At 56.6% G+C, this 18,770-nt stretch carries 19 protein-coding genes and 1 tRNA gene; 17 read left to right on the top strand and 3 right to left on the bottom strand.

All coding sequences use genetic code 11. The annotated features are described in order from the left end of the window. The first annotated feature begins 168 nt into the window (after nucleotides 1–168). Entirely contained in the window at nucleotides 169–1,260 is a 1,092-nt protein-coding gene (locus P1K30_RS17000; RefSeq protein ID WP_275633961.1) for a helix-turn-helix domain-containing protein, read from the top strand. Then, the gene (locus P1K30_RS24000; RefSeq protein ID WP_420852171.1) at nucleotides 1,250–1,720 is read left to right on the top strand and encodes a plasmid mobilization protein; all 471 of its coding nucleotides are present in this window, start codon (nucleotides 1,250–1,252) and stop codon (nucleotides 1,718–1,720) included. Before P1K30_RS17000 ends, P1K30_RS24000 begins: the two co-directional genes overlap by 11 nt. A gap of 107 nt (nucleotides 1,721–1,827) precedes the next feature. Here P1K30_RS24000 and P1K30_RS23995 read toward each other — a convergent pair whose 3' ends face one another. Further along, nucleotides 1,828–2,205, bottom strand: coding sequence for a hypothetical protein (locus P1K30_RS23995; protein ID WP_379560370.1), 378 nt, complete (start codon nucleotides 2,203–2,205; stop codon nucleotides 1,828–1,830). 259 nt (nucleotides 2,206–2,464) lie between these two features. Between P1K30_RS23995 and P1K30_RS16985 the strand changes: the two genes are divergently transcribed. The 10 genes from P1K30_RS16985 to P1K30_RS16940 all read left to right on the top strand — a co-directional run bounded on the left by P1K30_RS16985 (nucleotide 2,465) and on the right by P1K30_RS16940 (nucleotide 12,231). After that, nucleotides 2,465–2,926, top strand: coding sequence for a hypothetical protein (locus tag P1K30_RS16985; protein WP_224948830.1), 462 nt, complete (start codon nucleotides 2,465–2,467; stop codon nucleotides 2,924–2,926). A gap of 3 nt (nucleotides 2,927–2,929) precedes the next feature. Beyond that, complete coding sequence (locus P1K30_RS16980; protein ID WP_275634150.1) at nucleotides 2,930–3,196, top strand: hypothetical protein; 267 nt, start codon at nucleotides 2,930–2,932, stop codon at nucleotides 3,194–3,196. 21 nt (nucleotides 3,197–3,217) lie between these two features. After that, nucleotides 3,218–3,532, top strand: coding sequence for a hypothetical protein (locus P1K30_RS16975; RefSeq protein WP_275633960.1), 315 nt, complete (start codon nucleotides 3,218–3,220; stop codon nucleotides 3,530–3,532). 15 nt (nucleotides 3,533–3,547) lie between these two features. After that, nucleotides 3,548–3,958: a hypothetical protein gene (locus tag P1K30_RS16970; RefSeq protein WP_275633959.1), complete on the top strand. Its 411-nt coding sequence runs from the start codon at nucleotides 3,548–3,550 to the stop codon at nucleotides 3,956–3,958. Continuing rightward, entirely contained in the window at nucleotides 3,958–5,001 is a 1,044-nt protein-coding gene (locus P1K30_RS16965) for a TrbL/VirB6 family protein (RefSeq protein ID WP_275633958.1), read from the top strand. The genes P1K30_RS16970 and P1K30_RS16965 overlap by 1 nt, the downstream gene beginning before the upstream one ends. 60 nt (nucleotides 5,002–5,061) lie before the next feature. After that, entirely contained in the window at nucleotides 5,062–5,328 is a 267-nt protein-coding gene (locus tag P1K30_RS16960; RefSeq protein WP_275633957.1) for a hypothetical protein, read from the top strand. Nucleotides 5,329–5,765: 437 nt separating this feature from the next. After that, the gene (locus P1K30_RS16955) at nucleotides 5,766–7,514 is read left to right on the top strand and encodes an SIR2 family protein (RefSeq protein ID WP_275633956.1); all 1,749 of its coding nucleotides are present in this window, start codon (nucleotides 5,766–5,768) and stop codon (nucleotides 7,512–7,514) included. Continuing rightward, complete coding sequence (locus P1K30_RS16950) at nucleotides 7,511–8,137, top strand: hypothetical protein (protein ID WP_275633955.1); 627 nt, start codon at nucleotides 7,511–7,513, stop codon at nucleotides 8,135–8,137. Before P1K30_RS16955 ends, P1K30_RS16950 begins: the two co-directional genes overlap by 4 nt. Nucleotide 8,138: 1 nt before the next feature. Next, nucleotides 8,139–10,562: an AAA family ATPase gene (locus P1K30_RS16945; RefSeq protein WP_275633954.1), complete on the top strand. Its 2,424-nt coding sequence runs from the start codon at nucleotides 8,139–8,141 to the stop codon at nucleotides 10,560–10,562. Between the two features lie 190 nt (nucleotides 10,563–10,752). Beyond that, a complete protein-coding gene (locus P1K30_RS16940) occupies nucleotides 10,753–12,231 on the top strand; it encodes an FRG domain-containing protein (protein ID WP_338052380.1) in 1,479 nt (492 codons plus the stop codon). Nucleotides 12,232–12,593: 362 nt separating this feature from the next. On the opposite strand, the gene P1K30_RS23990 is transcribed toward P1K30_RS16940, so the two are convergent. After that, complete coding sequence (locus P1K30_RS23990) at nucleotides 12,594–13,010, bottom strand: helix-turn-helix domain-containing protein (protein ID WP_379560376.1); 417 nt, start codon at nucleotides 13,008–13,010, stop codon at nucleotides 12,594–12,596. A gap of 108 nt (nucleotides 13,011–13,118) precedes the next feature. On the opposite strand from P1K30_RS23990, the gene P1K30_RS23985 reads away from it, so the two are divergent. From P1K30_RS23985 to P1K30_RS16930, 3 genes are read left to right on the top strand one after another with little or no spacing between them, the layout of a single operon-like run. Next, complete coding sequence (locus tag P1K30_RS23985; RefSeq protein WP_224948846.1) at nucleotides 13,119–13,328, top strand: helix-turn-helix domain-containing protein; 210 nt, start codon at nucleotides 13,119–13,121, stop codon at nucleotides 13,326–13,328. After that, a complete protein-coding gene (locus P1K30_RS16935) occupies nucleotides 13,315–13,569 on the top strand; it encodes a hypothetical protein (protein WP_275633953.1) in 255 nt (84 codons plus the stop codon). Before P1K30_RS23985 ends, P1K30_RS16935 begins: the two co-directional genes overlap by 14 nt. Further along, complete coding sequence (locus P1K30_RS16930) at nucleotides 13,556–14,626, top strand: tyrosine-type recombinase/integrase (RefSeq protein WP_224948850.1); 1,071 nt, start codon at nucleotides 13,556–13,558, stop codon at nucleotides 14,624–14,626. The genes P1K30_RS16935 and P1K30_RS16930 overlap by 14 nt, the downstream gene beginning before the upstream one ends. A gap of 68 nt (nucleotides 14,627–14,694) precedes the next feature. Here P1K30_RS16930 and P1K30_RS16925 read toward each other — a convergent pair. After that, a tRNA-Cys gene (locus P1K30_RS16925) sits at nucleotides 14,695–14,768 on the bottom strand. 223 nt (nucleotides 14,769–14,991) lie between these two features. Between P1K30_RS16925 and P1K30_RS16920 the strand changes: the two genes are divergently transcribed. Next, on the top strand, nucleotides 14,992–16,053 hold the full coding sequence (locus P1K30_RS16920; RefSeq protein ID WP_275633952.1) for a homocysteine S-methyltransferase family protein: 1,062 nt from the start codon (nucleotides 14,992–14,994) through the stop codon (nucleotides 16,051–16,053). Then, nucleotides 16,046–18,763, top strand: coding sequence for a methionine synthase (gene metH / locus P1K30_RS16915; RefSeq protein WP_275633951.1), 2,718 nt, complete (start codon nucleotides 16,046–16,048; stop codon nucleotides 18,761–18,763). Before P1K30_RS16920 ends, metH begins: the two co-directional genes overlap by 8 nt. Nucleotides 18,764–18,770 lie beyond the last annotated feature (7 nt).

Here is an 18,770-nt window from a genome sequence, read left to right as displayed (position 1 = left end):
CGACCAAAGATCAGCGACTTACCGGCCAAATGTAAACGGACTTCCAGCGTTCTGCAGACAAAGAAAAACCGCCGGGGAAGCTGCAACTTCCACCGACGGCAATTCAAAAGTAGGTCTCTCCATAGTGTATAGTGTCGTGCCCTCTCTCGCAAGCTTCGGGAGGACGGTATGAGCACGACGCTGACCCACTCCGGCCTGCCCGCGGGCTTAAAGCCGTTTGAGCTGCTCGATATACTCGCCAAGCTTCGCACGGACTTAGGCTTGCGTGACGAGGACCTGACCTATCTGCGCAGTCTGTTCAGGCTGTCCCGCGCAGAGGACTTCTTGCCTGGTCGTATCTGCGCCGTGTGGGAACGTGTGGCGGGATTGGCCGACCGCATGAACTTCCACATCCGCAGGGTCACTCGGATTGAGACCCGACTCGAACAACGTGGCCTGATCCTTAGGACCAGCGCGGCGAATGGACGGCGCTTCGGACGACGCAGTGACGATGGCCGCATCGTCTCGGCGGGCGGGGTTAACCTCGCGCCGCTTATAAACCGCGCTGCAGAGCTCTTGGCGCGTATCCGTCAGACATCAGTTGCCGCGCAGCGGCTGAAGGAGGATCGGAACCAGCTAAACGACCTGATCCGTCAGATACGTGGCTTGGACATACCTGAAGCACTTAGCGCCGCCCGTGAGGCCTTCCCACGCCTCCGCCCTTCCGAGGTAAGGGATGCGGGCCGGATGAATGCGCTCATTGACGCTCTAGAGTCCATTCTTACCGAGTTTTCGCGCGTACCTGGTCAGACAGTTGAGGCCGCGTCGCCGGACAGTTCGGTCCGACCTAATACCGATCAGAAAGAGAAAATCGAAACCTGTAGACGGCAAGCCAGCGTGAGGATCACGCCAGCGCAAGTTCTCACGTTGGCTAACGAGGATTTGCGGGAAATCATCTCAATCTACGCTGAGGCGGCTGGAGAGACCTATTTGCCGAGCTTGCCAACGATCTCTCTGGCGGCGCGTGAGCGAGCGCAGATGCTGGGCATATCCTGCATGGAGTGGGATGTCGCGCGTGACCAGCTTGGTGAGCTAAGGACTGTTCTCTGCCTGCTAATCGCCGATCGAAACTCTGTTCGCATGGGGCGTTTCGCCGTCCGCAATCCAGCCGCCGCTTTCATCGGCCTAGCGCGGAAGACGACCCGCGGAGATGCAGTGATTGCTGCGCTGATCGCCGAACTCAGAAACTTCACAGTCGGAGTGCCTAGTCATGACCGGTAGGCAAGGAGCAAGGCGACCCATGTCATACGCTGGCGCTTCTGACACGGGACCTTGCGAGGGGTGGCAAGCCTCCCCTTCGAACCCCACCGGCGCGGGACAAGCCCGCGCCAAGGAGCCGCTCTCGGAAACCTTCGTCTTCCGCTGCACCGCCCAAGAAAAGGCAACGCTCCGAGGCAAGGCCAAATCGGCCAGCCTGCCTGCCTCCGAGCTCCTGCGCGAGGCGCTCTGGGGCACGCGATCTCGGAGGCGCAAGCCCGTAGTCCCCGTCGACCCGCTGTTAGTCCGCGGCATTGGAAAGATCGGGGGCAACATGAACCAGATCGCTGCTCGGCTGAACAGCTCAGAGCGTCGTGGCTTCATTCCTCGCATCAATGCCATGAAGCTGTACGCCTGCTTGGTCAGCATCGAGCGTCTGCTTGCGGCCCTTGTGGATGCACATCGGAGGCCGCCGGGATGCTGATCAAGTTTTTCCCGAATGGCAGGGGCGGCGGCGCAGGGCCAGTCGAGTACCTGACCGCAGAAACCGTACTCGCGTACGATGGCAATCGCGATCTGATACGCGATGCATCAGGTCGACCAGCGTCCGTGACACGCGAACCGCTGCCCCAAGTTGTGCGCGGAAACCCCCAGCTTATGATCGACCTGATCGACACCTGCCCACACCAGTGGACCTACCGCGCTGGCGTCGTCAGCTTCGCCCGCGAGGACGCCCCGACCGAGCGCCAGCAGCAGGAGGTGATCGACCGCTTCGAGGAGATCGCCTTCGCCGGCCTCGATGCCGACCGCTATGCCTGCCTCTGGGTGCGCCACACCCACGAGGATCGCGTCGAGCTGCATTTCTGCACGCCGCGCATGGAGCTGCACAGCGGGCGCAGCCTCAATATTGCCCCACCCGGCTATCAGCGCGCCTTCGACAGCCTGCGCGATCTCATGAACAAGACGCATGGCTGGGCAGATCCCATGGACGTAGAGCGCGCGGCCGAGGTGAAGACAGTCTCAGAGGCCCCAGACCGCGCTGCAGGGCGCGACGGGCTCCATGCCTGGGTCGGCGACCAGATTTCCATGGGGCTGATCGAGGATCGGGCGGGCATGGTCGCCGCCCTGACTGATGCAGGCTTCGAAGTGCCCCGAGCGGGCAAGAATTATTTGACAGTCAAAGACCCCGAGACCGAAGAGCGGTTTCGCCTGAAAGGAGCGATTTTCCATGAAGACTGGAGAGCCGAAGCAACGGCTGAGCGAGAGACTGAACGCGGACATGGAGCGGATCAGGGCCGAGAACGCCGCCTCGATCGACGCGCAGTTGCAGAGCTTCAGGACCGATTTGAAGGGCATTGCCGAAAACGCTCTGGCTACAATCAAGACCGATACGGAAGGCTACCTGCTGCGCGTGAGGAAACACCTCATGAGACAGAGCGCGAACGCAGCACGGCCAGAGTGGAAAGCCCTGATGTGGCCGACATTGGTAGCTTGCTGCCTGATGATCAGCACTGGGATTTCGACATGGTCGGTCATGACCTGGCTGATGCCGAACCTGAACACGATGGGGCTGCGAGTGATCGACCGTCCCGAGGCGACATACCTGATCCCACGCGATGGCCGGGCGACACTGGACCGCTGCCAATTGGCGGGGGAGCCGGTGGACTGTCTCGTTCTTCCGAAGGAGTGAGCGATGCATGGTCTGACAGCGTTAGAGCGCGAATTGCTGAGCTGCGTCGAGCGGTTGACGGAAGCCTCGAAGGAATCCGCACAGGAGTTAACAACCTACGGCGAGGACACACGCACGGAGCTGGATGGGTTACGCAACTCCGTGATCGCGTTGCTCAGATCACAGCTCTCCTTAGCCGCAGCGTTGAGCGCCTGGATGCCGGATTCCGCGCAACTCAACGACAGCATGGAACAGGCGCAGAGGGCGAAGAAGCACCTCGAGACGCGCTGAGCGAAGACAGGGAGGATCCCCATGCACTCCGACACTAAACTGCGCTTTCCCGTGAACCCATGGCTGGCATGGCGTCCTGGCAGCGATCGCGCGTTCGACGCCTTGGAGCGTATCGGGGTGCTGATCCGTCGCGGGGCATGTTGGGACGACAGCTATGCCTTTGAACTGGGGGCTCAGGCCCGACGCTACGCCAATCAGTGCCCGAAGGGATTTCGCCACGGCCTGGAAATCGTGCTCAGCGAACACGGCAATCTCGCCGCGATCCAGGGCTGGCTTAGCGCGGCGCCGAACCGCGACTTCACGCACATCGACCAATCACCTCGAAGCGCCGACTGACCGGAGAATACTGAAATGAAATTGCTTACCACGCTTACTCTGATCGCATTAGCTGGTCCCCTCTGCGCAGACACGGCCACGCCTTCAGTTTCTGTCAGCCCGGCACAAGCAGATCGCTACGGCTGCGCGGTTCGACAGCGCCCGGATGAACTGACCTACAGCGGATTCCGTGATGCATGGCGTAATATCGCCGCGAACGACCTCTATAGCCTGCGACGACACCAGGCGGCGCTAGACGCGGGGTCATGTGCCTGCGATGCACTCTGGCCTGACTGGTCCGGCATAAAAGAAGAGTTCGAGGCGCTCGACTTTGCTGATCCGCTGGCGACAGACAGCGTTCATGTCACCTGGGCCGCCGCCGAGTATTTCCCTGTCATTTCGAACCTTCGCGCAGCACTGCGGGAACAATGTCAGGAGACCGATTGATGGGGATCGTGACATTCATCGTAGAGGCAGCCGACAAGGGGCTCGATACCGTCGCAACCTCGCAGTTCGCCGCCGCAGCGGAGATTTCCGGCACGATCATCATGGGGGCCGCGACCGTTGCGATTATCGTGCTCTTCATCAACATGGCATGGCAAATTCGGCCCATGGATGGCCGAGAGATGTTGGTGCTGCTCTTCAAGATCAGCTTGATCAAGGCGTTTGCGCTGAACTGGTCGAACTTCAACTTCTTAAGCCAGCACATAATCGACGGACTAGATGAACTTGCCGGAAGCTTGATTGGCTCGGCGACCGGCGAGGATGCTGTCGGGTCGTCCTACTTTGCAGCACGCTTCGATCTTCAGATGGACCGGCTGGCAGAATACGGGAATGAAGCCGCGTCCCATATGTCTAGGGTCAGCAAAGCACTCATGGGTGTGTTCTTTATGGCGTTGATCGCCGTGGTCGGAGGACTGGCTGGAGCAGTCTTGGTTCTGGCTAAGATGATGATCACGCTTCTAATTGGTCTAGCACCGGTCATGATCCTCTGCTCGATGTTCGACGCGACCAAGGACTACTTCCATCGCTGGCTTTCTTCTCTGGCAAGCTTCGCGCTTTACCCGGTCGTGATAGCCGGAGTGTTTTCGATGGTCTTTGGTCTAACAACACTTCTGGTCAGTGATCTTGGCTCTGTGGATACGGCCGATAAAGCAGGCAAGATGGTGCCCTTCCTGGGTGTCGTCATCCTGTCCCTTGTAATGGTAGTCGCGATCCCCGTTATTGTACCCATGATATCAGGGAACCTACAGGCTGGCTGGGCTGCTTCCGCGATCAGCGGAAATATCGCAAAGATGATGCCCGCCCGGCGTGAGATGCGGCAAGCAAAACCTTCCTCCAAAGGTCCTGGTAATACGGCTGCGAGCCAATCAACTACGCACAGCGCCGGTTCATCGAATGCGTCGGCCACGACCAGCAGCCATGCGTCACCAGGCACCGGCGCAAAGATGCAACGCATGATGGATCGAAACGCCCGATTGAAGAAATGACCTCATGGTAGCTGCTGCAGGCGTGTTTCATGATGCAATGCTCTCGAGTAAGGGTCCAAAATGTCCGAAAAAGATGAAGAAAGGCTTCGACAGGCTGTCAATGGCATCAACAACAACTTGCCTCCGCCTACCAAGCATGCCGACCTTCGCCAGATATGCGACTGGGAGCTCTACGGACCCAAGGATCCGAGAATTTACATCCTGGTCAGGGAGCTAGCACTCTCTCACGGTCTCAGGGTCTCTAAGATCGAGGAGGTGATCGTGGCCGCACTGAGCCATGAGCTCGACGAACTTCGGAACGCGGAGAAGGACTTGAAGGGGGGGTAACTCTCGGGAGTCAAAATCTAATGACATGATTTTGTTCTGTATTTAGCTACTTAATGCAGAGCGAAGTCGAGAAGGACAACCGCGAGAGCGTCGCTATAGGCTAACGTCGCGAAGCGATGACTGGCCGGAGGAATTCTGCATCTTCTCTCTGTTTTCATAGGTTTACAGCGGTTTACTTTAGCAGCTATGTTCCGGTCATGCGTTTCGAATTTGGGAGATTGGCATGGAGTACCCGCTAAGAACATCAGCTAATCTCTCTGCACTGCAGGCGGTTCACTTATTGCTTTGCGTGTCTGCTAGATGGGCCATTCCGGAAGCTGTAAAAGCTGACTTCTGATGGCCAAGGAAAAATCCCCTATGGGCTCTGTGGGTGATTAATCAGCTGAAACGCCTCTCAACCCACCCGTCAATAGTAAACAACGTCGAGAGAAACAACCTTGCCTGAACCTGATGCAAGTGAGATTACAGTACTGCAAGTTTTGGAGAAACTCGATGGTGATTTCAAGTCTTTCTCCGATGGCTTTTTGAAGGGGGAGTATTCTTTTTGGATTGGCTCCGGAATCTCCAGAAGTGCGCCAGACCTGGGGCGCCTCCTGAAGCGCGGTATCGAATTTCTGAGGGTTGCATCTCAGGGTGAAGATTGGGTTGGGAAGTTCAGCTCTGCATTTGCAGAGGTAATGCAGATTGCGAATTATGATGAAGGGGAATGGCGAGATCTCGTCTGTCACGAGTTTGAAAGCTGGCCCGAAAGCGATAAAATCATTAAATCTCTTTGGGATAAATACTCCCTAGTGCTGGATGTTCGCCTAGAGGATGAGGAAGACGACTATATCCTTTGGAATGCAATTGATATTCGCGCGGCATTTCAGCCGCCACCGCCTCCAGCCCCAGAGCACCTTTGCATCGCAGCATTGATATTGGAGGGAGTTGTCACAGAGTTAGCGTCGGCAAACTGGGACACGTTCATTGAGCAAGCTCTTGCCTCTCTAAGTGATGGTAAAGGTGGTATTCTTCAAGTCGTAGTCGAGCCCGGGCAACTCAGGAGCCCACCGGGTAAGGCCAAGCTTCTCAAATTCCATGGGTGCGTCAAGCATGCATCAGAAGATCCAGCTACTTTTAGAAAGTACCTAACGGGAAGCACAACCCAAATTAATGGCTGGCCCACATCGAATACATTCTCCGCGGTCAGGCATGAATTTCAGGGGATTGCTTCAAGAAAGAAAACTCTTGGCATGGGACTATCTCTCCAAGATCATAATCTTCATCAGATAATACTTGAAGCCAAAAAAATACACCCCTGGCCTTGGCCGTGCGACCCAAACGCGCCCGCGTATATCTTCTGCGAAAATAAACTTAGTCAAGGGCAAGGCACAGCGCTTAAAGAGGCTTATAGCGAAAGTTACAACGCGCACGTGAGTCAGATCAAAAAATCTGCGCATATGAAAGCATGGCCCGAACAAGTCCTTGTCGCCTTATTGATTCAAGTTGTTTTTGAGAAGCTTAAGGCAACCCTGCCCGGTTGGCTGAAAGAGCAAGTCAAAGAAGATTTGAAAGACGATCTGTTGGCAGCGTTGGAAAGCTCAAAAAAAATGGTCGCGGGGAGTGTAGGCGTTGATCGAGTTGCGTTTGTAACAAAAGCCCTCCAAGCGTGGCCCCGCGTGCTATCTATTTTCAAGTATGGTCAGCTCCCCAAAACTGAGCGTTCGTACCAAACCATTAGTTCCACACCGATACCTTCTACGGCAGACGACGAAAGCGTGAAGTTGGCCGAGATTGGCAAGCTTGCTTGCTGCCTAGGTCTCTTGCAGCACGGTCATAACCGGGGTCGGTGGCATCTCCAGCCCCTCCAAGGCAGCGAGCTCGAAGCAGGGGCGTTTGGAGTAAAGGGCGCATGGGACGGCGCGTCCGCCAGACCCATCTTCATCGTCAAGACAGTCACTGAAGCGCTGAAGCTTGCCCGAGAAGGCGCATTCGAAGGCAGTGATGCTATAGTTTTGCATGGTGACGACCTTTGGCCTATGGTCGGCGGAGAGACCCCCTCAAACGCTAGAAGCCCTAGGTCGGCGCCTGGTCGTTCTGCGAAACCTACCGCGCGAGCCCATCACGTCAGCTTAACTTCCTTGCTAAAAGATGGAGGGGATCTTCAGAGCCTTCAGGAAAGGCTTGGTAGCGAGGTTGCCATATGACGGTATCACCAACCTTTCAAATGGTCATTTCATGTCTCAAAGGTGCTGGATATCAATCAGTTAGCACACCGTTTCGCGTCGCTTCGGTGGAGTTTGATTTTCCGGCTGCTCTGCGCGGCGACACCAAGAGGTCAAACGACCTTGTGCTCGCTTTTGATCTGACTGAACAAATGGGCGAGACGCCCAACGTGAAGCGTATACGTCAAAAGGTTGAAGCACTTGGGCGTGCCTTAGACATCACGCAGTCGAAATTGGTTCTGACTGCAATTCTGGTCGGAAACGCCGAGAGCAATGAAGTAGATGAACTCGCGGAAACCTGCCGGGTTCTCACGGTAGAAGAGGCGCAACAGGACGTGCCGGACTCGAGCGGGACCGATGATACAAGTTGGATTTCTGATCGTATACGTGTCCTACTTCCACTAGTTCTCCCACGATACACTGAGGGTCCGCAGATAAGCGGCTTGTCAGCGCTAGATGAGCTAAAGGCGACCGCCGAAAAAAGCTTAGATAAGAAATTCGTTGAGGACATCCTATTGGCTTCCGAACATGGCGAGGAAGCCGTCGTGGATAGGTTTGTGCAAACGATCGAGCGGGCAATCCTCCAAGAGGGCCAGGATAACTGATATGTTACTCGAAAGTGTTTACGTTCAAAACTTTAGGAGCATCAACGGTGCAATCTCTGCCCCGCTAAACGCAAATGTAGTTCTTGTGCATGGCGAGAATGGCGCGGGAAAAACGAGTTTGCTATCCGCCATTGAGCTTGCGCTTACAGGTCACGTGCAATCTCTTCACAGAGCCGATTCAGACTACGACAAGCAACTTCTTTTCCGAGGAGCTGAGGTTGGGAAAACGGCTGTAACAATCTCTGACGGCAAATCCTCTCCATCTTACAGCACGCGAATAGGAGAGGACGGCTTCTCAGACCTTGTGAATATGCCAGCCGACATGGCGGCATTTTTTTCTGAAAGAGCGTTCTTACCCCAATCTCTTTTAAGTCAGCTCTTGCAAATCTACCAAGATTCATCCTCTAGCATGAACTCTCCCTTGGCGAGTTTCGTCGGGGAACTTTTAGGTCTGGATCAGTTGGATGCGATCGAAAGCGGATTGCAATCTCTGAAGGACGTGCGAAATCTTCGAAAGAGATCGGGGGTATTTACTGAGCTCGAGGAACGTGAAGCGTTAGTAAAGTCACGCGATGAACGAGATCGAAAGTTAGCAGATAGTATCTCATCTGAAGCCGACGCAGCATTGGGTGAGCTGGCCGAAAGGCTGCGGGCTCTCGAAATATATGACGTACCGAATTTTAGCAACTATAGGGAAATAATTGAACGTGCACTCTCCCTTCCGCATGAGAGCAACTTAAGAGAAGCAATAGGGCGCCAAAGAGAGCTTTCAGCCATTGTTGCGCAAATCAAGGATTCTGAGCTCTATAATCAGGAGGAGCTTGAGAGCGCTCTAACGCGGCTTGACAATGTGACTAGTGAGTACAATCAGTGGAACTCACAGCACCGCCCTAAGATATTAGATTTAGAATACTCCTTCTATGAAGTCATATCTGAGGCTAGTTTAGAGGCAGATTTCTTGCAGTCATGGCATGGCGCCAGAAAAATCTCAGAGGCTGAGCTGCAAAGACACTCAGATCGGCTTCATGGCATTCGGCATGACTTGAGTGAAATTGACAAGCTAACCCAAGAACTGAAAGAAGCTCAGCGCGAGGTAACTGCCGCTGACGAAAAAATTGCAAGCATTCCTGATAGTGCGGGTAGCTTGGCCTCTCTATTGTCAGAGATTGGCGCATTTATCGTTGAGGATCGGTGCCCAGTTTGCGAACGCAACTTCAAAGAATGCAATGAGGGGCCTCTCACTGAAAAGGTTCATGGCAAAGTAAAAGCGTTGTCCCGATCAGCTGATCAGCTAATTGCGCTCAGCGCAGAGCGAGCGAAAAGTGAAAGAATAAAGGCGACGTGCTTTGAGCGCATTGGAGAATTACGGTCGCGCCTCCCTGAGCAAGAAGAGATTGCCAGCCTCGAAGTTAAAATAGAGAAAATCAACACCTTCCTTCAGGAGTTGACCTTGTCGAGCCATGTGCTTGATGAAGGAAAGGAGTTGAGAGATTCTGAGTTGGGTTTGCGCCGGGAAATATCGGCGTACAATTCAATGCAATCTGTCTTGAGCGCTGCGCGTGAAACACTTTCGCAGTTCGCTCGGGAGATAAAATATCAGAGTTCCGACGAGAGAGTCTCATTAGGTACCCTCGGCGATGCTTTGAGGGAAGAACTCTCGAAAAGGGAAAGAAAATACCGAGTCCTTACTGATACGCAGTCAAGGGTTAGGGAGATTAGAACAGTCATAGACCGTCTGCGCGAGGAATCCGATGAAAACCAGCGACTTCGAAACGCCAATAAAGCCGAGCTAGAGGTCGAGCAGCTCCGGATGCAGAAAGCAGCCGAGATCAGGCGACAAGGGGGCGTTCTACGCGCATCTGTTGACGAAGTGCGCTCAAGGATCATTCGACGTGAATTCAACGAGCGCCTGAACCACCTGTGGCGGGATTTGTTTGTGCGCCTGGCGCCAAATGAGCCGTTCGTGCCTGCTTTCAGCGTTCCGACGTCGGAAACTCAACGCCTCGAGCCAAAGCTGGTTACGAATTTTCGTAATGGCGATAGCGCTGGTGGCACCCCGGGCGCCATGCTCAGTGCGGGCAATCTGAATACCGCTGCTCTAACGCTGTTCCTCGCGCTGCACTTGGCTGTCCCTAAAAACCTGCCGTGGCTCATTCTTGATGATCCTGTGCAGTCAATGGACGACATTCACATTTCTAATTTTGCCTCGCTATTGCGGACACTGGCAAAGGAACATGGCAGACAGATCGTCATTGCTGTACACGATCGCCAGCTCTTCGATTACCTCAGTCTAGAGCTCAGCCCAGCATATCCTGAGGACTCCCTTCTTACACTTGAAATGTCACGCGCGCGTGGCGGGAAGTCTTCCTGCAATGTGCGAAGGGTAGAATACAAAAGGGACGATGCCATCGGACGAGTCGCGTAGGCTGAGGAACGTCGCCCGAAAAGTGCTCATACGAGATGTGCTCGCTGGAGCTGTATCGAGGCAACATCTTGTTTGCGGCATGGTAGCCGTTACCACCCAACGAAGCATGCTTTCGAGAGACCTCATGCAAGAGGCGCTAGCGTGCTTAGAAGGGTCTCGCAAGCGGGTTTAACCGCGTTTCCGGCAAAGGATGCTTGTGTCCATTGCTCATGTAAGGTTTGCTTCGGTCTCCAAGCAGCGTGTGAAGGGTCTTGGCAATATGGAAGTGTGGTATTGTTCAAATCTGTCAGAATTGAACAGCACAATAGAGGCATTGCCACCGGGCCTTTTGTATCGAGGCCAGACTAAGGAATATCTTAGGGAGGATGGTGGCCCCAACCTCCGATCGTCTATAGAACGGCACGGCTGTGTGCCGGACCGGATGCTGAAGTGGTGGCAGTATTCTCGTTTTATTCTCGGCACCTTCGTCAAATCTTTCGACTTGGAAAGTGATTTGGCGACTGATCAGGCCATCTTGCAGCACTATGGATGGCGCTCATTTTTCTTGGATGCCACCTCGTCCCCAAAGGTGGCTTCTTGGTTTGCCGGGCATAAGTACAAATCCAAAACTGCGATGGAGTTGGTAGAAGACTGTTGGGAAGACCCTGTATTCGCCATCCGTGAAGAGGCATGGTACGAGCCAGCAGGGCAGCAAGACGCATGTATGTATGTCATTGGGAAGAAGGGACTGCGGCGAAACAACATTGAAGCAGTAGATCTGGTTGAAATCGCCACAGAGGCGGGCAGTCACCGATGTAGTGCCCAATCTGCTTTCATGGTTGGCCCTTTGAACGGAAACCTGCCTGATGACTGTATCATCGCAAAGATTTTCGCGCCTACCAGTGTCTTTAGGGAGCATGCAAGCCAAGGTGCCTCTTTGACCCAAGAGGACCTGTTTCCGCCGTTATCCTCCGATCCATTTCTTGCAGCACTTAGCTCTGTGCCATGGGTGAAAAAGTATATTGGCGAAGAGAAATTGGGTATCGATTTCTTTGAGAGAGGCCTCGGATTACCCGAGTACAACGTAAGATCTATGAAGCGCAATGGTCCGGAGGTGTGCTTCTATCGCAGGTTTTGGATTGCCGACACTCTCGCTGCCAATTCCGTGTTCTCAGAAACTACATTTTATTTGAGTGGGGAGACTCTATTTCACGGTGCCGCCGGAAGTCTCACAGAGTTCCCCAAGATTTCTGAGTTGTTGAAAAATGTCACGTCCCTAGCCCTGGAATTGGATGGGCTTATTGCTTACCCTTATGCGCGAGGTGGATCCTTCGCGAAAGGTATTTATCTTGAACGCCAAGAGAACGGAAGCATCCTACTTACTGAACTGGTTCTGGGTCAACACGGTCTAAGACCGGCAGAGTTTGGCATCACACGCGGCCTCTATTATATGCCAAATGAAGAAGGCACCTGGGAGCACATTTCTCATCCGGAAGAATGTGATTGCGGGCATGAAGCCCACCATAAACACCATCTTGTCGTAGCCTCGCACTTCGAAAACTCATTGGCCAACGCTGAGTTTACAGAAGTTAGAGATCGAATATTTGCATCAGACGGCGTTGTGGCCACTAGCGACCCTGTCGTGATCGATTTGATGCAACAGGTGGACATGGTGAGATCGAAAGTGTGATTGCAATTTTACAACCCGTGAAACAAGCTGAGGGGTAGCTGGGGTAGCTACGTCCTAGGCTTTTCGAACAACTACGTGCATTAATCACCTGAGTCGAAGTAGCTCCCGTCGGAGATTGTCAATCGCAGCGGCAGCGCCGACGAATAAGAGGCAGGCAACCCAAGCAGCGACGTTTACCGCATGTGGTGCTATTCCTGTTACAAAAATGGCTGTGCATATGATCGCAAAGAAGATCGCGATTCTGCTCATGGTCTGCGCGCGCTTTCTAACTGGTAGTGTCTTTTGCGCAAGAATGAGCTGTTCGGCCTGTTCAGGGCGGTACAGCGACACATTATCCCTGCTTGCATCATCTTCGGAAGCTCTCATTTTTTCTCCCCAATCATCAAGATAGCTTGGGCATCCTCCGAGCTGATGAAGTGTTTTTGCTTCTCACTGAGTTTTGTCAGGAGAAGAAGGTAATCTGCCCAGGCATCGGTTGATGATATATTTGTTTGCGCTCGAAGGTGTTCCAGCCCTGCGCGTAAGGACAGGCGGATCGCGTCCAGGGCCTCTGGACTGAGCCCGTCGCGCTCGCCAGTTAAGAGCCAGCTAGGTGAGACACCACTGAACTCACATAGGCGCAGAATTATGGAAGTAGGCAGCTCGCGCTGGCCGCTCTCATAACCTTTGTAGGAGCGTAGGGACGTTCCCAAGGTTTCAGCGAACTCAGCCTGAGTCTGACCTGCTCCGCTCCTGAGCCTACGCAGCCTATCGCCTATCGCTTCAAAAGTGGTAGACATTGGTCCATTCTTGTATAAAAAGGCCATATATGGCCCTTTGGGTCTGAAGTGAGTGCATTCGATGCGTCTTGCTTCCATTTAGTACCATAAGCATCACGAGGGCAACATATGGCTCAAACATTGCTTACGACTGCGGAGGTTGCTCAGAAGATGGCGATCTCTGTGCGAAAGGTGAGGGAACTCATGGCCATCCGGGAGTTGCGGTATGTTCGGGTCTGCCGAAGGAATCTGATCCCGCCGGAAGCGATAGACGAGTTTCTCAAGCGGAATACCGTGGCTCCCCTTGATCGCGGGAGCGCAGGTGATGCCGATGATTGAACTGATGTCCGCCCATGAACTTGCGACGCGTCTAGGATTCGCGAACTCCAGCGGACCTTTCCGGAACTTCTGCGCTCGCGTCGGTATCCAGCCGATCCGCCGCAATCCGCTCTACTTCGACCCCGTTCACGTTCGATTCCAGCTGGACAAGGCTCAGCACATCCCGACCCACCTCGCCGAAGGTGAGCGCAAAGAGACTGGGCTGGTGGCTCAGCGGAGGTTGCGCCTTGCGCAGCAGTGACTTGCCAAAAGGAGTGCATCGAGTTCGGCGCAAAGTCTCAGCAGGCTATAAGTATCATTTCTATGCTTGGCGCGGTGGCCCGAAGTTCTGGGAGGACATGGCGCGCACTCCTCGCGTGCCTGACTTTTTCCACGCCTTTGCTGCGAGCACTTCTAAGCCAGAGCGGCATGCGTATTTGGTGGCGCAGCTTGTTGACGAGTTCCTGAGCAGCGACGCGATGCCTCCAAAGGCTCGCTCGCGGGAGGATGTGGAGCTCTGGGTGAAGCGTTTCCAAGTCGAGTTTGGTGAGGATCCGGTCGCAATGTTCGAAGAGCCTGCGTCTCGGGCGGAGTTTAACGCTTGGCGGAAGCGCTGGATTCATTCACCGAAGCAATATGACATGGCGGGAACTCATGCCGTCAAACTCCTGAATTGGGCCGTCAGTGAAGGACGGATCAAGGAGCACCACTGTAATCGCCTGAAGAAACTCTACTCCTCAAATCGTAGCGAGATCGTGTGGACCCCGGCAGACATTGAGGCATTTAAGAAGGTGGCGCCAGGTTGGGTGCAGCGCATCCTGTTGTTGGGCTGTGAGACCGGACTGCGAGTGTCAGACCTGGTGCAGGTTCGGGTTGATCACTTCGAAGACACCCGGTCTGGGAAACGCCTGCGCTTTAAGACAGGCAAGCGTGGCCGGGTTGCATATATCCCCGTGACTACTGGCTTGGCGGAGCTCGTTGAAGCGACTCCAGCAGGACAAGAGACACTTCTTGTCAGCCAGCTTGGCCATCACCTATCTGCTCGCTGGGCCTCCAACCAGATCACTAAGTGGCGGCGCGAAGCCAAGATACCGCCTTGGGAAGATGGCCGCGAGAAAACGTTGGCCGATACACGGGGCACAGCGGCTACTCGCTTGCTCAATGCGGACCTCTCTCTACGCCAAATTGCAACCTTGATGGGGTGGTCTGTCCGCTACGCATCGCAAGTGATCGAAATTTACGCTCGCGTTAGCCCAGACGAAAGTGACGAGGTGAGCAGGAAGCTTGAGCGCGCCAAACAGCAAGAAAATTTGCGGTGAATGTAAACGCGTATGTAAACGGCAGGGCCGCTACACTGAAAGGAGTGACGCAAGTGCTTGAAGATAAATGGAGGCGAGTACCGGAATCGAACCGGTGTACACGGATTTGCAATCCGCTGCGTCACCACTCCGCCAACTCGCCAGAGTGGAGTTCCGATTAGGTTCTTCGACACCGAAGGTCAAGCCGATTGTTGTCGGCCGCAACGGTGCAGCGGCAGGCGGTGCCTAGGTGGGCCGGGACCGCACGCACCGTAAGGCCGTATCTCGTTGAACATGAATGATCCTCATAATGATGCTCAGGATAATGAGGTTGTTACCCATGTTGGCGGTCGGGTATCTGTCGCCCTCGAACCGACAGGACCATCATGATCAACTTTTCCCTCCCGGCGTCCGACAGCTTCGCGGCGCTCGAAATGGCTGCCCGCGACCGAATCCTCATCCTCGACGGAGCGATGGGGACGATGATCCAAGAGCTGAACATGTCCGAAGAGGACTTTACCGCAGGTGGGCACATTCACGGGCCCGGCTGCCGGCACCATGCTTCGGATCACCCGCAGAAGGGCAACAACGACCTTCTCGTGCTGACCCAGCCGAAGGCGGTCGAGGACGTGCAGTTTCAGTTCGCCCGTGCGGGGGCCGACATCCTGGAAACCAACACGTTTTCGTCGACCACCATCGCGCAGGCCGACTATGGGCTTGAGGGGGCGGTGCACGACCTGAACGTCGCCGGCGCGCAGGTCGCGCGGCGCGCGGCGGACCGGGCGCAGGCCGAGGACGGGCGCCGCCGCTTCGTCGCCGGGGCCGTCGGGCCGACCAACCGGACCGCCTCGATCAGTCCGGACGTGAACGACCCGGGCTACCGCGCGGTGACCTTCGACGATCTGCGCCTCGCCTACGGTCAGCAGATCGACGGGTTGATCGAAGGCGGATCGGACCTGATCCTGATCGAGACGATCTTCGACACGCTGAACGCCAAGGCCGCGATCTTCGCCGCGCTTGAAAGCTTCGCCAAGGTCGGTCGCCGCCTGCCGATCATGATCTCGGGCACGATCACCGATGCCTCGGGCCGCACGCTGTCGGGGCAGACGCCCACCGCCTTCTGGCACTCGGTCCGTCACGCGCGGCCGTTCACCGTGGGGCTGAACTGTGCGCTTGGCGCCGACGCGATGCGGCCGCACCTTGCCGAACTGGCCGGGGTCGCGGAAACGCGGGTCTGTGCCTATCCGAACGCCGGCCTGCCGAACGCGTTCGGCCAGTACGACGAACAGCCCGAAGACACCGCCGCCAAGGTCGAGGTCTTCGCCAAGGAAGGTCTGGTCAATGTCGTCGGCGGGTGCTGCGGCACCACGCCCGAACACATCCGCGCCATCGCCGATCATGTCGCCGCCTATGCGCCGCGCAAACCCCGGATGACTGCCAATGTCTGACCCGCTGCTTAGGCTTTCGGGCCTTGAACCCTTCGTCCTGACGAAGGACATCCCGTTCGTGAACGTGGGCGAGCGGACGAACGTGACCGGCTCTGCCAAGTTCCGCAAGCTGATTACCAATCGCGACTATGCCACCGCGTTGGACGTTGCGCGCGATCAGGTCGAGAACGGCGCCCAGATCATCGACGTCAACATGGACGAGGGGCTGATCGACTCGAAGCAGGCGATGATCGACTTCCTGAACCTTGTCGCCGCCGAGCCCGACATCGCTCGCGTGCCGGTGATGATCGACAGTTCCAAGTGGGAGGTGATCGAGGCGGGCCTGCAGTGCGTGCAGGGCAAGCCGGTGGTGAATTCGATCTCGCTGAAGGAAGGCGAAGCGGCCTTCGTGCATCAGGCGAGCTTGTGCCTTGCCTATGGTGCGGCTGTCGTGGTCATGGCCTTCGACGAACAAGGGCAGGCCGACAGCTTCGAGCGCAAGACCGAGATCTGCGCGCGGGCCTACAAGATCCTGACCAAGGATGTTGGTTTCCCGCCCGAGGACATCATCTTTGACCCCAACGTCTTCGCCGTCGCGACGGGCATCGAGGAGCACGACAACTATGGCGTGGACTTCATCGAAGCCACGCGCTGGATCCGGCAGAACCTGCCGCACTGCCACATCTCGGGCGGTGTCTCGAACCTGTCGTTCAGCTTCCGCGGCAACGAGCCGGTGCGCGAGGCGATGCACGCGGTCTTCCTGTACCACGCCATCAAGGTTGGCATGGACATGGGGATCGTTAACGCCGGGCAGCTGGCGGTGTACGACCAGATCGACCCGGACCTGCGCGAGGCCTGCGAAGACGTGGTCCTGAACCGTGCGCCCGCCAATGGCGGCAACGCGACAGAGAACCTTCTGGACATCGCGGAACGCTATAAGGGCGACAAGCGGGAAGAGAAGAAGCGCGACCTTGCGTGGCGCGAATGGCCGGTCGAAAAGCGGCTGGAGCACGCGCTGGTCAACGGCATCACCGAGTTCGTCGAGGATGACACCGAAGAAGCGCGCGTCGCCGCCGAAAAGCCGCTGGACGTGATCGAAGGGCCGCTGATGGCGGGCATGAATGTCGTGGGCGACCTGTTCGGTGCGGGCAAGATGTTCCTGCCGCAGGTGGTGAAATCGGCCCGCGTCATGAAGCAGGCGGTGGGCGTGCTTCTGCCCTACATGGAGGCCGAGAAGGAGGGGCAGCGCGAAAGCGCGGGCCGCGTCTTGATGGCGACGGTCAAAGGCGATGTGCACGACATCGGCAAGAACATCGTCGGCGTCGTTCTGGCGTGCAACAACTACGAGATCATCGACCTTGGCGTCATGGTGCCGCCGCAGAAGATCCTCGAAGAGGCCAAGGCCCGCAATGTCGACATCATCGGCCTGTCGGGCCTGATCACGCCGTCGCTGGACGAGATGGTGCATCTTGCCACCGAGCTGGAACGCGAAGGCTTCGACGTTCCGCTGCTGATTGGCGGCGCGACGACCTCGAAGGTGCACACGGCGGTCAAGATCGCCCCGCAGTATTCGAAAAGTCAGGCCATCTACGTCACCGATGCCAGCCGGGCGGTCGGGGTCGTGTCATCGTTGCTGAGCAAGACGCAGAAACAGCCCTATATCGACGGCATCCGCGCCGAGTATTCCGAGGTGGCCGAGCGTCACGAGCGGGCCGAGCGGGCAAAGCAGCGGCTGCCGTTGGCGGCGGCGCGGGCCAATGCGATGAAGATCGACTGGTCTGACTATGCGGCGACAGAGCCCGCGTTCACCGGGCCCAAGGTGGTCGAGAACTGGGATCTTGCCGAAATTTCCCGGTACATCGACTGGACGCCGTTCTTCCAGACGTGGGAGTTGAAGGGCGTCTACCCGCGCATTCTGGAACACGAGACCTATGGCGAGGCCGCGCGCAACCTGTTCGCCGACGCGCAGGCGATGCTTCAGCGCATCATCGGCGAAAGCTGGTTCGGCCCGCGCGCCGTCGTGGGGTTCTGGCCGGCGAACGCCGTCGGCGACGACATCCGCCTGTTCAAGGACGGCAGCCGGACCGAAACGTTGGCGACCCTGCACACGCTTCGTCAGCAGACGTCCAAGCGCAAGGACAGCCCGAATCTTGCCCTTGCCGATTTCGTGGCGCCCGAGGGCACGCCCGACTGGGTCGGTGGTTTTGTCGTGACGGCGGGCCCGGAAGAGGTCGAGATCGCCAAAAAGTTCGAAGCGGACGGCGACGATTATGCCGCGATCATGGTGAAGGCGCTGGCCGACCGCTTCGCCGAGGCGATGGCGGAAATGCTGCACGAACGGGTGCGGCGTCAGCATTGGGGTTATGGCAAGGGCGAGGCCTTCGCGCCGCAAGAGCTGATCGGCGAACCCTATGACGGCATCCGCCCCGCGCCGGGCTATCCCGCGCAGCCCGACCACACCGAGAAGCAGACCTTGTTCGACCTGCTGGACGCCAAGGCGACCACCGGGGTCGAGCTGACCGAAAGCATGGCGATGTGGCCGGGGTCTTCGGTATCCGGCCTGTATATCGGCCACCCGGACTCTTACTATTTCGGTGTCGCCAAGGTCGAACGCGATCAGGTCGAGGATTACGCCGCCCGCAAGGGGATCGACGTCGAAGAGGCCGAACGCTGGCTGGCCCCGATCCTGAATTATCGCCCCGGCAGCGCCGCCGCCATCGCGGCGGAATAGGCGGTGG

The organism is Psychromarinibacter halotolerans (assembly GCF_029168315.1).
GTDB lineage: Bacteria > Pseudomonadota > Alphaproteobacteria > Rhodobacterales > Rhodobacteraceae > Psychromarinibacter > Psychromarinibacter halotolerans.
Note: the sequence above shows the minus strand (reverse complement) of the source record. Positions and strands in the feature narration are given on the sequence as shown.